The sequence below is a fragment of the Microbacterium schleiferi genome (assembly GCF_038150145.1).
Lineage (GTDB): Bacteria > Actinomycetota > Actinomycetes > Actinomycetales > Microbacteriaceae > Microbacterium > Microbacterium schleiferi_B.
The window spans coordinates 40,057-54,901 of record NZ_JBBWSA010000008.1; the positions used below are offsets into that span (position 1 = coordinate 40,057).

9 protein-coding genes are annotated in these 14,845 nt (G+C 68.7%); all 9 read right to left on the reverse strand.

Going from position 1 to position 14,845, the window contains the following annotated elements; translation table 11 throughout:
• Positions 1-15: 15 nt before the first annotated feature.
• The gene (argB, locus tag AADH62_RS10590) at positions 16-915 is read right to left on the reverse strand and encodes an acetylglutamate kinase (RefSeq protein ID WP_341579440.1); all 900 of its coding nucleotides are present in this window, start codon (positions 913-915) and stop codon (positions 16-18) included.
• Entirely contained in the window at positions 912-2,069 is a 1,158-nt protein-coding gene (argJ, locus tag AADH62_RS10595; RefSeq protein ID WP_341579441.1) for a bifunctional glutamate N-acetyltransferase/amino-acid acetyltransferase ArgJ, read from the reverse strand. The genes argB and argJ overlap by 4 nt, the downstream gene beginning before the upstream one ends.
• Positions 2,066-3,109, reverse strand: a complete 1,044-nt coding sequence (argC, locus tag AADH62_RS10600) for an N-acetyl-gamma-glutamyl-phosphate reductase (protein WP_341579442.1) — start codon at positions 3,107-3,109, stop codon at positions 2,066-2,068. Before argC ends, argJ begins: the two co-directional genes overlap by 4 nt.
• A gap of 226 nt (positions 3,110-3,335) precedes the next feature.
• Positions 3,336-5,168 (reverse strand): hypothetical protein, encoded by a 1,833-nt coding sequence (locus AADH62_RS10605; protein WP_341579443.1) that lies wholly within the window; start codon positions 5,166-5,168, stop codon positions 3,336-3,338.
• The gene (locus AADH62_RS10610; protein WP_341579444.1) at positions 5,165-8,065 is read right to left on the reverse strand and encodes an MMPL family transporter; all 2,901 of its coding nucleotides are present in this window, start codon (positions 8,063-8,065) and stop codon (positions 5,165-5,167) included. Before AADH62_RS10610 ends, AADH62_RS10605 begins: the two co-directional genes overlap by 4 nt.
• Positions 8,066-8,195: 130 nt before the next feature.
• Positions 8,196-10,730 (reverse strand): phenylalanine--tRNA ligase subunit beta, encoded by a 2,535-nt coding sequence (pheT, locus tag AADH62_RS10615; protein ID WP_341579445.1) that lies wholly within the window; start codon positions 10,728-10,730, stop codon positions 8,196-8,198.
• Complete coding sequence (gene pheS, locus AADH62_RS10620; RefSeq protein WP_341579446.1) at positions 10,730-11,770, reverse strand: phenylalanine--tRNA ligase subunit alpha; 1,041 nt, start codon at positions 11,768-11,770, stop codon at positions 10,730-10,732. The genes pheT and pheS overlap by 1 nt, the downstream gene beginning before the upstream one ends.
• A 183-nt stretch (positions 11,771-11,953) precedes the next feature.
• Positions 11,954-14,161 (reverse strand): ATP-binding protein, encoded by a 2,208-nt coding sequence (locus AADH62_RS10625; RefSeq protein WP_341579447.1) that lies wholly within the window; start codon positions 14,159-14,161, stop codon positions 11,954-11,956.
• Positions 14,154-14,801 (reverse strand): response regulator transcription factor, encoded by a 648-nt coding sequence (locus AADH62_RS10630; protein ID WP_341579448.1) that lies wholly within the window; start codon positions 14,799-14,801, stop codon positions 14,154-14,156. Before AADH62_RS10630 ends, AADH62_RS10625 begins: the two co-directional genes overlap by 8 nt.
• Between the last annotated feature and the right edge of the window lie 44 nt (positions 14,802-14,845).

Consider the following 14,845-nt stretch of genomic DNA (forward strand, 5'->3'; position numbering starts at 1 on the left):
CGGGGAGCACCGTGCTCATGCGCTCACCACTTCGGTTCCGATGCCCTTGCTCGTGAAGACTTCGATCAGAAGCGAATGCGGCACGCGCCCGTCGATGATCGCTGCCGTGTCCACTCCCCCGTCGACGGCGTCCAGACACGCCTGCATCTTGGGGACCATCCCCGACTCCAGCGTCGGGAGCATCGTGCGCAGCTCTGCCGAGGTCAGGTGCGAGACGAGCGAGTCGCGGTTCGGCCAGTCGGCGTACAGTCCCGGAACGTCGGTGAGGATGACGAGCTTGGCGGCGTTCAGCGCCACAGCGAGCGCCGCGGCCGCGGCGTCGGCGTTGACGTTCAGCGTGTGCCCGGGCCGATCGAGGTCGGGCGCTATCGAGGACACGACGGGGATGCGACCGGCGGCGAGGTGATCGAGGACCGCTGTCGGGTTGACGTGGACGACATCGCCGACCGAGCCGAGATCGACCTCTTCGCCGTTGATGACCACCCCACGGCGGCGGCCGCCGAACAGGCCCGCGTCTTCGCCCGACAGGCCGGTGGCGAACGGGCCGTGAGCATTGATCTTCGAGACCAGCTGCGGGTTGATGTGGCCGGTGAGCACCATACGGACGACGGACACCGCTTCGGTACTGGTCACCCGGTAGCCGCCCTGGAACTCGCTCGGAATGTCGAGGCGCTCCAGCATCCGGGAGATCTGCGGGCCGCCGCCGTGGACGACGACCGGCTTGACGCCGACATAGCGGAGGTACGCAATGTCTTCGGCGACCGTACGCTGCAGTTCTTCGGAGACCATCGCGTTGCCGCCGTACTTGACGACGACGATCTGGTCGCGAAAACGCTTGAGCCAGGGCAGCGACTCGATCAGGACGGCTGCCTTCTCGGCTGCCTCATCGGGGGTGGTCTCTTGTAGGTCAGTCATGACGAGTAGGCACTGTTCTCGTGAACGTAGTCGTGGGTGAGGTCGTTGGTGTAGATCGTGGCTGCAGCGTCTCCGACCTTCAGATCGATGACGACCTTCGTCGCCCGCGGAGTGAGGTCCACGAGTTCCCGCGGCTGGTCGGGTCCCCCGTTGGAGCACACCCGGATGCCGTTCATCTCGACATCCACGGCGTAGGGGTCGAACTCGGCAGCCGTCGTGCCGATGGCTGCCAGCACGCGTCCCCAGTTCGGGTCGTTGCCGAAGATCGCCGCCTTGAAGAGGTTGTTACGCGCGACCGACCTGCCGACCTCCACGGCGTCGTCTTCGGATGCCGCGTGGATCACCTCGATCGTGATGTCGTGGCTCGCGCCTTCGGCATCCGACTGCAACTGGGTAGCGAGGTCCGTGCAGACGGCGATGAGCGCGCTACGGAACGCCTCCTGTGCGGGCGTGACACCGCTCGCGCCGCTGACCATCAGGGTCACCTGATCGTTCGTTGACATGCACCCGTCGGAGTCGAGTCGGTCAAAGCTCACCCGTGTCGCGGCGCGCAGGTGCTCGTCGGCTTCTGCCGAGGTCAGGACGGCGTCGGTAGTCAGGACCACGAGCATCGTCGCAAGCCCGGGGGCCAGCATCCCGGCGCCCTTGGCCATTCCACCGATCGTCCAGCCGTCGCCGGCGACGATGGTGGTCTTCGGCCGCGAGTCCGTCGTCATGATCGCTCGGGCAGCATCCTCGCCGCCGTCCGGCGACAGCGCGCCGATCGCTGCCTCGGTACCCGCGAGCACCTTGTCGCGGAACACCTGATCACCGGTGCCGATCAGCCCCGTCGAGCACACCTGGATGTCGCCGGCACTCACTCCGAGCAGTTCAGCAGCGCGCTCGGCGGTCAGGTGCGTGGTGAGGAATCCGAACGATCCGGTGAAGCAGTTCGCGCCGCCGGAGTTGAGCACGATTGCTTCGACGACGCCGTCCTGAATGGCCTGCTGCGACCAGAGGATCGGGTTGGCCTTGGCGCGGTTGCTCGTGAACACCGCAGCACCGACGGCGAGTGGACCGCGGTTGACGACCACGGCAACGTCCGGTTTCCCGGTCGACTTCAGGCCTGCGACAACCCCTGCCGCTTCGAACCCTGCGGGCGCGGTGACGCTCACGGTGCCACTCCGTTCGTGGTGAGAGCGCGGGCCTCCGGAAGGCCGAGCGCGATGTTCATGGACTGGACCGCGGCACCCGCCGTGCCCTTTACGAGATTGTCGACAGCGGCAACGACCACGACCCGGCCCGCGGCCCGGTCGATCGCGAGCCCCAGGAGCGCCGTATTGGCCCCCACGACATCCGCCGTGCGCGGGACCTGTCCTTCCGGCAGTAGCTGGACGAACGGTTCGTCGGCGTATGCCTGCTCCCAGGCGGTACGGATGTCGCCATCCGTCGCGCCGGGCGCGATCGGCGCCGTCGAGGTGGCGAGGATCCCACGGGCCATCGGGACGATGACCGGGGTGAACGAGATGCGCACCTCGGCGGCCCCGGCATCCTGCAGCGCCTGCCGAATCTCGGGGATGTGACGGTGTGTGCCGCCGACCGCATACGGGTTCGCGCTGCCGAGCACTTCGCTTGCCAGCAGGTGAGGCTTGAGGCTCTTTCCCGCACCCGACGGGCCGACGGCGAGCACGCTGACGAGGTCACGCGGATCGATCACCCCGGCAGCCACACCCGGGGCAAGGGACAGACTCACCGTCGACGCGTTGCAGCCGGGCGCGGCGATGCGAGTCGCGCCGGCGAGGGTGTCACGGATCTTTCCGCCCGCGACGGGAAGTTCGGGCACACCATAGGTCCACGCCTCGGGATGCGGCCCACCGTAGAACTGCTCCCACGCCGCTGCGTCGCGAAGCCGGTGATCGGCGCCGGCATCGATCACCAACGACACCTCGCCCAAGGCATCCGTGTACTGCGCCGACTGCCCGTGCGGAAGGGCGAGGAACACGATGTCGTGGCCCGCGAGGACCTCCGGGGTGGTGTCTTGCAGCGTCAGGTGAGACAGCGAACGCAGGTGCGGCTGGTGCTCGATGAGGGGCTGACCGGCGTTGGAGTGGGCTGTGACGGTGCGGATGTCGATATCGGGATGCTGCGCCAGCAGCCGCAGGATCTCGCCGCCGGCATAGCCGGAGGCGCCAGAGACGGCGACCGAGTAGGTCATGGATTCCACCTTATTGTCTGGGTTCGTCGTGCATCGAAAGCACAGAGCCGGAGGTGGCGACACCGCCGCGCGCGTGCACGCAGCGGGGTCGCCTAGAGTCGGCGACCGCCCAGACGTCGGCGCAGCACGAGAACCACCGTCGCGGAAGCGACGAGGTCGTGCGGTGCCGGAAGCATGTCGCGAGAGTACCGATCTCGGCCTCGGCGCCGCAAATCGACGCGCCCACTCACACTGGAAGCAGTGCGCTGACCGCCCGCGCGCGGGCACGGCGCACTCCGATCACGGTCCCTGCGAAGGCGAGGGCGGCCCAGAGGAGAAGACCGACCGCTGCCCCGACCACTTCGTGCAGCGAGCCGCCCACCAGAGCGTCGGCGCCTTGCAGGGCAACGCTCAGCGGCAGGATCGAGAACGGCGTGGCAGCCAGCGACCCCTCGGTCACCGGTTGCAGGGTGCCCGCGGCTACCAGCTGAAGGCCCAGTGCCAGCACCGACACGATGAGACCAGCACGACCGAACAGGGCGGTGAGGGCCTGGTGGAACAGCGTGAACGACACCGCGACGGCAAGGGTCAGCCCGTAGGCCACCGCGATCCGATCGGGGACGACACCCAGGACGGCAACCCCCAGCCAAACAAGCACCGACTGCACGACGGCGATTCCTACGGCAACCAAGGCAGCGTCAGCGGCGATGTGCGCGGACGTCGCGGGGGTCACCAGGGATGATCGCGCGAACGGCGCCACGACCAGGAAGGTCGCAAGCGCGCCCAGCCACAGCGACACCGGAGCCAATGCTGCCACCGCCGCTGCCAGCGCGGAATCCGGTCCACCGATGCTCGAGGTGGTGACCCCGATCGGGGAGGCCACCGTGCTCGCGATGCTCTGCTGCTGAGCACTGGAGTAGCTGGGGATGCTGGATGCCGCCTCATCCAGACCGCCCGCCAGGTCACCCGCGGCGCCGGCCGCGCTGTCGAGGCCACTCGCGAGTTCTGCCGTGCCTGCGGCGAGATCGGATGCGCCGGACACCGCGGCCTGCTGGGCCGCCGAGAGCTGGCTGAGCGCTGACGCCGCAGGTCGTGCAAGATCGGCCACGGCATCGGCTCCGACGGCAAGTTCGGCGGCGTCTGCCGCGTCGCCGGCGAGCGCCCCCGCCTGATCCTGGAGGTCCGACGCGACCGCGGCTGCCCCGCCCCGGAGCGCGAGGATGTCATCGAGCAGGTCACCGGCTGGTGCCGTCGGATCAGCCGAGATCAGCGCAGCCAGCACGTCGAGGTCTGCCACCCCGGCATCCTGTGCGAGGGAGAGCGCCTCGGCCTCGATGGCAGCCCCGGCCAGCGAGCCCGCGAGAGCTGCGGCATCTGACCCGGCTGTCGCGCTGAGCGCACCCAGGTCGCGGACTCCCGTCGGGAGGGCGCGAAGTACTGTTCCGATGCCCTCGAGCCCCGTGACGAGCTCTCGCTGGCCCTGTGCGAGAACCCCGGCGCCCCCGGCGGCATCAGCGATGCCCGTCGCGAGCTCGCTCGCACCGTCGGCAGCCTGACCGATGCCACTATGCAATTCCGTGAAAGCTTCGAGCGTGCCGGACACATAGCCGGAGGTGAGCTGAGCTTCCACGCCACGCGGCAGCCCTGCTGCCAGAGCCTCGGCCAACACTCCGGACAGATACCCGTGACGGGTGCTGGTCTGCACGCTCAGCTCCGCCTGTGTGGGCGAATCCGTACTGAGGGTGGCGACGTCCTTCGAGAAGTCGGCTGAGATCGTCACGACAGCGAGATACGTGCCCGCGGCGAGCCCTTGATCTGCCGTCGCCGTGTCCGTCAGAGTCCAGGCGATCCCGTCGTCGGCTGTCAGCAGGTTCTCGGTGACGAGCTTGCCCGCGGCGACGGGCGTACTCCCGTTCTGGATCGGAACATCGAGGTTCACGATCGCCACGGGAACCTGTTCCTGGGTCTGACGCGGCAACAGCGTCAGCATGACCAGCAGCGGGATGAGGATCGCGAAGACCGCGAGCGCGATCGCCCGCCCTCGGCCGCCGCCGGCCAGAAGCCCCGACAGCCCGGTCATACGACGGCCTCCGTACTCGCGTGTTGCGGGCCGGGATCCTCAGCTGACCGGTCTGCCCGGAGAACGCTCACGGAGCGCCCGTGGGGTGTCAGGTGAACAGCCTCTTCGACCGCCGCGTCGCCGACGGCGACCACGAGCGTCGTGGAGGGTGATACGGCGCGCAGAATGCGGCCCAGCAGCGCCGGTTGATCTGACCGGCGCTGCAGATCCAGAACTGTGACCTCGGGCATCGATGCGAGCGCCGCAGCGGCGTCGAGCGTCCAGCGCTGATGCTCGTCCAGGCGCGACATCGGCACATCGACCTCGTCGAGCACGCTCGGCCCGCCCGTCAGCTCGCCCCACAGCTCGATCGCCCGGCGTGCCCGATCACGATGATCACCGCGACTGCCGTCCAGGCGCACCTGGCGCCGCACGTGTTCGACAAGAGTGCTCGCGTCCGTGGGCGCGGGAAGCGCCGGAACGAGAACCGAGACCCGAGAGAGGGGCTCCCTCTCGAACGGAATGAGTCGGCCGCTCACCGCAAGGTCCCCGCCGACATCCGAAATCCGGCCAGACAGGCCCGCACAGACGGCGGCGGCTTCGGGGCCATGGACCACGAGGACTCCGGACTCCGGCAGGTCGACGGTGAGCGGTGCTGAATCACCGAACGTCGCCTCGTGTGCGTGGATACCGCTCCCGCGTACCGCGCGCTCGGCCTCACGCCAGGTTCGCTGATCGAGCATCCGCCGCACGGCCTCGCCCTCGATGTCGGCATCCGGCAAGAGCTTCTCGAGCCACCGCGGCAGCCACCAGGCGCGGGCACCCAACATGGCCATGAGCGCAGGGATGAGAGTCATCCGCACCACGAACGCATCGATGAGGACTCCCACCGCGAGCGCGAGAGCGATCGGCTGAATGATCGCGTTGCCGCCGGGAACGAACGAGAAGAAGACCGAGAACATGATCAACGCCGCGGCGGTGATGACCCGCGCGGAGGCGGAGAACCCCTGCAGGACCGCGGTGTGCGCGTCGCCGGTATTGACGAACCGCTCGCGCATCCGCGACACCAGGAACACGTGATAATCCATCGCGAGCCCGAACAACACCGCCATGACGAGGATCGGCATGAAGCTGATCACCGGGCCGACCTTGCCGACGCCGAGAACAGAAGCCCCCCACCCCCATTCGAACACCACGGTGGCAATCCCCAGGCCCGCACCCACTGTCAGGAGGTAGCCGAAGGTCGCGGTGACCGGCACGGCTATCGAGCGGAACATGATGGTCAGCAGCACGAGGCTCAGCCCGACGACCACGATCGCGAACGGCAGCATCGCCGCGCCCAGGCGATCGGAGATGTCGATGGCGAGGGCAGTCTGGCCGGTGATCTCATAGCTGAAGCCGCTCGTCGCCTCGAACGCTGCGGCACGATCGCGCAGGGTCTGCACCAGCTGCGCTGTCTGATCGGAGGACGGGGAGCTGTCGGGAGTGATCGTGACGACGGCCATGTCCAGGGCTTCGTTGGGGAAGGCCTGCGAGACCGCGGTGATCCCAGGGACGCCCTGGAACGCATTCTCGAGAGCGGTGAGAGCCTGCTCGATCTGCAGCGTACGCGAGATATCGGCGGTCACCAGCAGCGGCCCGTTGAAACCCGGGCCGAAGCCCTCGTCGAGCAGGTCGTACGCGACCCGCGCTTCAGAGCCCGGTGGGTCGTAGCCGGCATCCGGCAGTGTCAGACGCAGCCCGGACGCTGGGATCGCGATCACCGCGAGCACCGCGGCGACACCGAGCGCGGTCAGCAGCGGCTGCCGCGTGACGATCTTCACCCACCGCGCCGTGCGCGCCGGCTCCGCACCGCGACGAGCTGCGCGACGCTCTGCCCGACCTCGCGGGATGAGGCGGCGCCCCAGCAGCGACAGAATCGCCGGGAGCAGCGTGACAGCGACCAACAATGCTGTCAGCACGGCCCCCGCAGCCCCCAGGCCCATGACGGTGAGGAAGGGGATCCCCGCCACTCCGAGCCCCACGAGTGCGATCATGACCGTCATCCCCGCGAACACGACAGCCGTACCCGCCGTCGCGATGGCCACGGCTACCGACTCGGCGGGATCCATCCCCTCCCGAAGGTTGTCGCGGTGCCGGGACGTGATCAGGAGGGCGTAGTCGATACCGACGGCAAGGCCCAGCATCGTCGCGAGGACCGGCGCGGTCGACGAGACCGGTACGAGGGCACCGACGATCGTGATGGCGCTCGCTGCAAGTCCGACGCCGAGCGCCGCGGTCACGAGGGGAATCCCCGCGGCGATGAGAGACCCGAACGTGATCGCCAAGACGACATAGGCGATGCCCATTCCGGCAAGCTCGGTCCAGTCGACTCCCGAGGACGCGCTCGCAGCAAGTCCCGACACCGCGACGGTGAGGCCGGCATCCGTGAGCGGTGCAGTGGCCTGGGCCACCGAGGAGACAAGCGAGTCGGGAATGTCGGTCGCGGCTACCGAGAGCTGCACGGCGATGAACGCCATGTCACCGTTGGCAGAGATCTGCGAGGCAGTGCCGTCCGAGGCCGCCGTCGAACCGCTCGCGGTCATGGCATAGGGGCACGTGACTGCTACCACGTCGTCCAGGGCCGCGATGTCTTCACAGGCGGTGGCGATCAGGTCCTCACTCGCCGAGACCTGCCCACCGGAGGGTGCGGCAACGACCACCTTTGCGCTGGCGCCGCTGATCTGCGGGAAGCGCTGCTCCAGGGCATCCAGTGCCGACTGAGCCTGGGTGCCGGGCACGGTGAAGCTCGACTGGAGGTGGTTGCCAAGCACTCCGGCCAGCGCCGAGGCTCCAACGACAACAGCCACCCAGATGACGATGACCGTCCACCGACGGCGGGCCGCGAATCGACCCACGCGGTAGAGGAACGACGACATCGGCGCGGCTCCTTCTCGGGGTCGTGTGGTCGCGGCAAGGGGCCGGCCTCAGCGCCCGGACCCGTCGCCAGCGTAGCGGTCCAGGCCCGCCGCTCGCAGGAGCCACGGCACCGGAACGCCGAGCTGCCGCTTACTCCCTGATGCGCGCCTCGAACCTCTCGGCTGCCACGGCGACGCCGGCAAGCTTTGCCTCGGTGGCTTCCGCCGCCGTCAGGGTGCGGTCTGCGGCTCGGAAGCGCAGCGCGAAGGTGAGGCTCTTCGTGCCGGGTTCGACGCCCGGGCCGCGGTAGTCGTCAACCAGACGCGCCGCCTCGAGCAGGTCGCCGGCGCCCGAGACGAGCGCAGCCTCGACCTCGGCCGCGGGAATCGCCTCCGCCACGACGAGCGAGACATCCTGCGTCGCCGCCGGGAAACCCGACAGGGATGCCGCCACGACACGCTCACCCGCGAGAGAGATCACGAGGTCGAGGTCGAGCTCGGCAACGATGACACGGCCGGGCAGATCGGCATCCGCAGCCACAGCAGGCAGGAGTTCGCCCACGTACCCGACGGTGACATCGCCGACACGAACGTCACCGGCACGCCCCGGGTGCAGCGCCGCGCGCCGCGTCTGGACGATCGTCACGTCGACCCCCGCCGCAGAAGCCACCGTGCGAACCGCATCGATGACATCGGCGAGGTCTGCGGTCTCGGCACTCTGACCGGGCTGCTTGGCGACCCGCGCTCCCGTCAGCAACATCGCGACGTGGCGCGGCTGCGACGGGATCGACGAGTCAAGACCCGCGAGGGTGGCGGCATCGGGCCGGATGCCCAGCGGCGGAACGAACGGCGTGCCGTACTCGACTCCCGCAGCGGGCAGGAACACGACGCCGGTCTCGAAGAGGGCAAGATCGACGAGCCCACGCGACACATTGCGATGCGCGACCTGCAGCAGGCCCGGCACGAGCGAACGACGCAGGTACGGCAACTGCCCGTCGAGCGGGTTCGCGAGCTTGATGCTCGGAAGATTGCCTCCGCCGGCACTGCCGTGAAGGTCGTTGCTCTCGGCCGCGGCGAACGGGAACGACGGGGTCTCGACGTACCCCGCAGCCGCCAGCGCGTTGGAGACGCGACGGCGCGCGCGCTGGGCAGCGGTCAGCCCGCGTCCCGATGGCGGGGTGGGCAGCACGGAGGGCACCTGGTCGAGCCCGTGGATGCGCGCGACCTCCTCGGCGAGGGTCCACCGGTCGGTGAGGTCGGGGCGCCACGACGGCGGGAAGACCAGCCAGGGCGCGGCCGGGTCGGTGCCGGCATCCTGGATGTCGCACCCGATCAGCCGGAGCGCCTCGACGATCTGGTCGGCCGTGTAGTCGACGCCGATCAGACCGGAGACGAAGCCGCGCGGCAGCTCGATCGCGTCCTGTCCGTGACCAGAGCGCAGGGCGCCCCCGAAGGACGTGTCAAGCGTCCCGCCAGCCAGCTCCACCATCAGGTCTGCTACCCGACGAGCGGCCGCGAAGGCGATAGCGGGGTCCACGCCTCGTTCGAAGCGTCGCGAGGCTTCCGACGACAGCTTGTGTCGGCGCGCCGTCCGCGCGATCGACACCGGGTCGAACCGGGCTGCCTCGACGAGCACGGTGCGCGTCGCGGGCCCCATCTCTGTCGTAGCCCCGCCCATCACTCCGGCAAGACCGATCGGACCAGACTCATCGGTGATGAGGAGGTCCTCGGCATCCAGCGTGCGCACCTGCCCATCGAGGGTCTCGAGCTTCTCACCGGCGCGAGCGCGTCGCACGGTGATCCCGCCCCGCAGGGTGTCGTAGTCGTACCCGTGGATGGGGTTTCCGAGCTCGAGCATCACATAGTTGGTGATGTCGATGAGGATGCCGAGCGGTCGCACCCCGGCAAGGGTCAGCCGCGTGATCATCCAGGGTGGCGTGGGTTTGGAAGCGTCCACATCACGCACGAGACGCGCAACGAATTCGGAGGCTCCGACCTGCCCACGAATGGGGTTGGGATCATCGACGGTGATCGGGAAGCCCTCGCCGGGATCGACCTCGCCCCACGGCCGATCCGCAGGGTCACGGAACGCCGCCCCCGTGGCGTGCGAGTATTCGCGCGCCACACCCCGGATCGAGAGCGCGTAGCCGCGGTCGGGGGTCACGTTGATCTCGACTGCCTCATCGTCAAGCCCGAGCAGCGCGATGGCATCCGAGCCCACCGGAGCGTCGATGCCGAGTTCAACCAGACGCAGGATCCCCGAGTGGTCCTGACCGAGCCCCAGCTCCTTGGCCGACGCGATCATGCCGTCCGAGACATGTCCGTACGTCTTGCGCGCGGCGATCGGGAAAGGTCCCGGCAGCACCGCTCCGGGCAGGGTCACGACCACCTTGTCGCCGGCGAAGAAGTTGCTCGCGCCGCACACGATGCCGCGGACGGCGGGCGCGTCATCCGTGCCCTCTCCGTCTGCAACGCGCACCTGGCACCACCGGATCGTCTTGCCGTTGGACTGCGGTTCCTCGACGAACTCGAGAACCTCGCCGACAACGATCGGGCCCGAAAGCTCGAAGCGGTGAACGTCCTCTTCTTCGAAGCCGACCGACACCAGCGCGGCAAGCACGTCTTCGGGGGTTGCCTCGGCGGGCACCTCGACGAACTCACGCAGCCACGACAGCGGAACGCGCATCACACCACCATCCCGAACTGCTCACTGAAGCGCACATCGCCCTCAGCCATGTCGCGCATGTCCTTCACGTCGCTGCGGAACATCAGCGTGCGTTCGATGCCCATTCCGAACGCGAACCCGGAGTACTCCTCGGGATCGATTCCGGCAGCCCGGAGGACGTTCGGGTTGACCATGCCGCAGCCGCCCCATTCGATCCAGCGCGCACCCCCCTTGAAGGTGGGATGCCAGAGGTCGAGCTCCGCGCTCGGCTCGGTGAACGGGAAGTAATTGGTACGCAAGCGCGTCTTGGCCTCGGGACCGAAGAGGACGCGCGCGAAGTGGTCGAGCGTGCCCTTGAGGTGCGCCATCGTGATGCCCTTATCGATCACGAGCCCCTCGACCTGCGAAAAGACGGGAAGGTGCGTGGCGTCGAACTCGTCGGTGCGATACACACGTCCGGGGCACACGACGTAGACCGGAAGCTCACGATCGAGCATGGAACGCACCTGCACGGGGCTCGTGTGCGTGCGCATCACGAGGTGGCGGTCGATCGGGTCGACGAAGAAGGTGTCCTGCATCTGCCGGGCGGGGTGATCGACGTCGAAGTTGAGGGCGTCGAAGTTGAACCACTCGTGTTCGAGCTCGGGTCCTTCCGCGACCTCCCAGCCCATGCCGACGAAGACATCCGAGATCTCCTCCTGCAGCAGGGTGAGCGGATGCCGGGCTCCCACCCGCGCGCGAGAGGGCAACGCCGTGATGTCGATAGCTTCGGCATCCAGACGTGCTGCCAGCTCGGCCGCCTCGAGCTCGGCCTCCCGGGCGGCGAGTGCCTGCGTCACCTGACCGCGAGCTTGACCGATGAGCTTGCCGAACTCGGCCTTGCGCTCGGGAGCGACATCACGCAGCGACGCGTTCAAGCGCGCCAGCGGCGAGCCCTCACCGACGTGCGCGGCTCGCGCCTGCTTGAGGGATGCCGAATCGGTAGCAGCGGCGATCGCGGCGCGTGCCGCATCTGCCGCTGCGGCGACGGTCTCGGGGGTGATCTCTGGAGCGTCGGACACGAGAGTCGAGTCTACCGAGGCAACAGGGTGCCCCTTCTCTTCTGCCACGGCGGCGAACGGATGTCGAAACCACCAGAATCAGTGGTTTCTGAATCCGCCCGCGTACGCCGCTGACGACACGATGGGTGCGCGGCGGCTCCGTCTCCCCCACCCGGGAGCCGCCGCACCCTCAGACGTGGACGCTCATCGAGCTCCCCATTCACCGCGAGCCGGATAGCCGGCGGTCTGCCCGTCGACGACGGCCCGGGCAACCAAGGGGCGCCCGGGTGGCAGCAGGCGACCCACAAATCGCTCGAGCGCCTGCTCCACGTAGGGAGTCATCCAGTCCGCGATTGCCGCACACACCTCATCCGGGTACTCAGCGTCTTCGCTGTCATCGAGCAGAACGACATCGACGCCCCGCCTCCGGGCATCCATGACCGCGTCGACCAGTGGTCCGCGGGAAAGAGCGTGGGCGCGGTAGCCGTCGCGCAGGCGCCCCTCGACGGCCCACGCGAACGAGCGATCCGCCGGCGAGAGCACCTCACCTGCCGCCAGTCGCTCGAGGACCGGGCGCGCGTGGACATCCAGATCCGACGCGCGTCGCTCGATCTCCCGCTGCGCGGCAGCGTCCCTTGCGCTCGCGCGGATGGCACTCACGGCGCGCTCGCTTGCTCGCACGCTCAGATCGCGGGCACGCTGAATGACGAGCGCGATCAGAATCGCAAGCGAGACGATGAGCACGGTTCGCGCCGTCGCCAGGGCCAACGCGACGCTGTGCGAGCCTGCGAGGGAGGTGATCAGGATCGCCCCGGCAAGCAGCCCGACCGTACCGATCGTCGCGGCAAGAGGGTGGGCCCGGAGTGCAGTCGCACCGAGGACGAGCCCGATGGCAGGGAGAAACCAGACCTGCTCGTAGCCCGCCGGCGCCGGGTTGAGGGCGATACCCGTCAGACCTGCCGCAACCGGGAGGACCGTCACCAGTGCCCCTGCAGTAAGACCCCTGCCACGCGCGCGCACGATGAGGATCCCGCTCGCAGCCAGTGCGACGAGTACGCCGACAGACACTGCCATCTGGCCGGCCGAGACCCCGACGATGCCGGCGATGACAGCCTGCGACGCGAAGAACATGATCGTAAGTGCGCGAAGACCGCGGCCGAAGCGCGCGTCTTCGAAGGCCTGGACCGCCGTCGGCAAGTCCAAGCTTTCACCCTCGTGCTGCGCAACGTCGGGGACGGTGGCTCGCTGCCACTCGAGCACGACCCGTGTCCCGGACCCCGGCGCCGATTGCACTCGTGCCCGCCCTCCGACGGTGCGCATCGCCTCGACGATACTCATGCCGATACCCAGTCGGCCGGGCGGGAGTTTGCCAGGCTCGAACCCCGTGCCGTCGTCCGAGACGTCGACCACAACACCGTCGCCGCTCTGCTCGATCCGCAGAGCACGCGCTGCGGGTCCGGCGTGGCGCACGCTGTTGTCGAGGGCCTGCCGCGCCGCTCGCACCAGCGCCTCGGCGACATCTCCGGGAACGGAAACCGGCTGATCACTCGCGGACACCTCAACACGGATCCGAGGATCGACGTCGAGGGCACGTCGTCGGATCTCGTCCAGCCACAGATCGTCGTTCCTGGTCCCCGCATCTGCCGACATGCCACTGTGAAAGCGATCGGCAAGCATGAGCGCACGACGGGCCTGCCGCTGGATGGCGGCCTGTGCGATCGCGCCACCCTCTGCTGCTGCCCGCAGCGCAACAAGAACCTCATCGTGGACGAACGCCGCTGACCGGGCGCGTGCCGCGACCCGCCCCCTGATTTCCGCTTCTCGGACACTGGCTTCCCCGCCGCGAGCCGCGAGGGCATCCACACGGATCGACCCTCGTACAAGGGCGCCGCCGACGACGCACACGGCGAGCGCGCACAGCGCGGTCTGCACATCACTCACGGCGGGGCCCAGCGCGTCACCGGTCCCCAGGGCGAGCCGGTAGATGGGCACCGTGCACATCGAGGCGGCGGCTACGACCAGGCCCGCACCCTCCCCGGCTGCGACGACGGCGGCCAATGCCGGTCCAGCGTAGACGGCGAGCGCCCAAGGCAGTGCGCCCGAGCCGACGCCCGCGTCGATCACTGCCAGGGCGGGGCCGAAACCGGCGAGCATGACGATGTAGCACCCCGCGCCGAACCCCGAGACCACGCGCAGGGCGGACAGCGGCAACCAGACGACAACGGCGCCCGGGACGATCAGTACCGCGAGGGTCACGATGACGGGGGCCATGTACCAGGCAGGTACTGCGGCCGTCGGCGACGTGGAACGCGCGAGCACAACGCCAGCGAACGTTCCCAACACCGAGAGCGAGACGCACACGGTGAGGGCGCGCCGCGCGATCAACTCGGCGCGATGCGGTGATTCACTCACGGCGCGGCGCCGGGAAGAAGCCGTCTTCGAGTCCACGTTGGTAGAGCTCGACCTTCGTGGCCGCGGGCCGACCGAGATGGTGGTACACGGTCCGGATCCGGCGGAGATGATCGTTGACGGTGTTCTCACTCACGAACAGTGCCGTTGCCACCTCGCGTGCGCCCATCCCGGAGGCGTAAAGCGCGAGCACCTCTCGCTCCCGCGGGGTCAGCGGGGCGGCGTGGACGAGCGGATCGGAATCGATTGCCGATGCCCATTCCGTGCTCGGCACATGCTCGCCGGCAGCAACGGAGCGCAGAGCGTCGACCAGCGCCGTGCGAGGCGCGGTCTTGCGAAGGATGCCGAGCGCTTCAGTGCGAGATGCTTCGCGCACCAGGTACGGGTCTTCGGCCGAAGTCAAGACAAGCACGTGTGCCCCCCACTGCCGCAGCGCGGCGACATTAGCGGCCGGATCGCTCCCATCGCGCAGACTCAGATCCAGCACGACAACGTCAGCCTCGCGGGGCCGAGTGGTCAACGCAGCGACGGTGCGCGCGTGCCGGTCGAAGTCGAGGTCGTCAACGTCGGTCAGGACCGACTGCAGAGCAAGCGCTACGAGTTCGTGGTCATCGACGACAGCAACGCGCGCGGGCAGCACCATAGAGACCTTCCCAGAAAAGCCCCCTTTCCGAGTATGGCGCACGC

Bases quoted from the DNA above. Each gene is read 5' to 3' on its own strand.
- AADH62_RS10610 (WP_341579444.1), bottom strand. From the start codon at position 8,065: ATGTCGTCGTTCCTCTACCGCGTGGGTCGATTCGCGGCCCGCCGTCGG.
- pheT (WP_341579445.1), bottom strand. From the start codon at position 10,730: ATGCGCGTTCCGCTGTCGTGGCTGCGTGAGTTCGTCGAGGTGCCCGCC.
- AADH62_RS10605 (WP_341579443.1), bottom strand. From the start codon at position 5,168: ATGACCGGGCTGTCGGGGCTTCTGGCCGGCGGCGGCCGAGGGCGGGCG.
- AADH62_RS10630 (WP_341579448.1), bottom strand. From the start codon at position 14,801: ATGGTGCTGCCCGCGCGCGTTGCTGTCGTCGATGACCACGAACTCGTA.
- argC (WP_341579442.1), bottom strand. From the start codon at position 3,109: ATGACCTACTCGGTCGCCGTCTCTGGCGCCTCCGGCTATGCCGGCGGC.
- argB (WP_341579440.1), bottom strand. From the start codon at position 915: ATGACTGACCTACAAGAGACCACCCCCGATGAGGCAGCCGAGAAGGCA.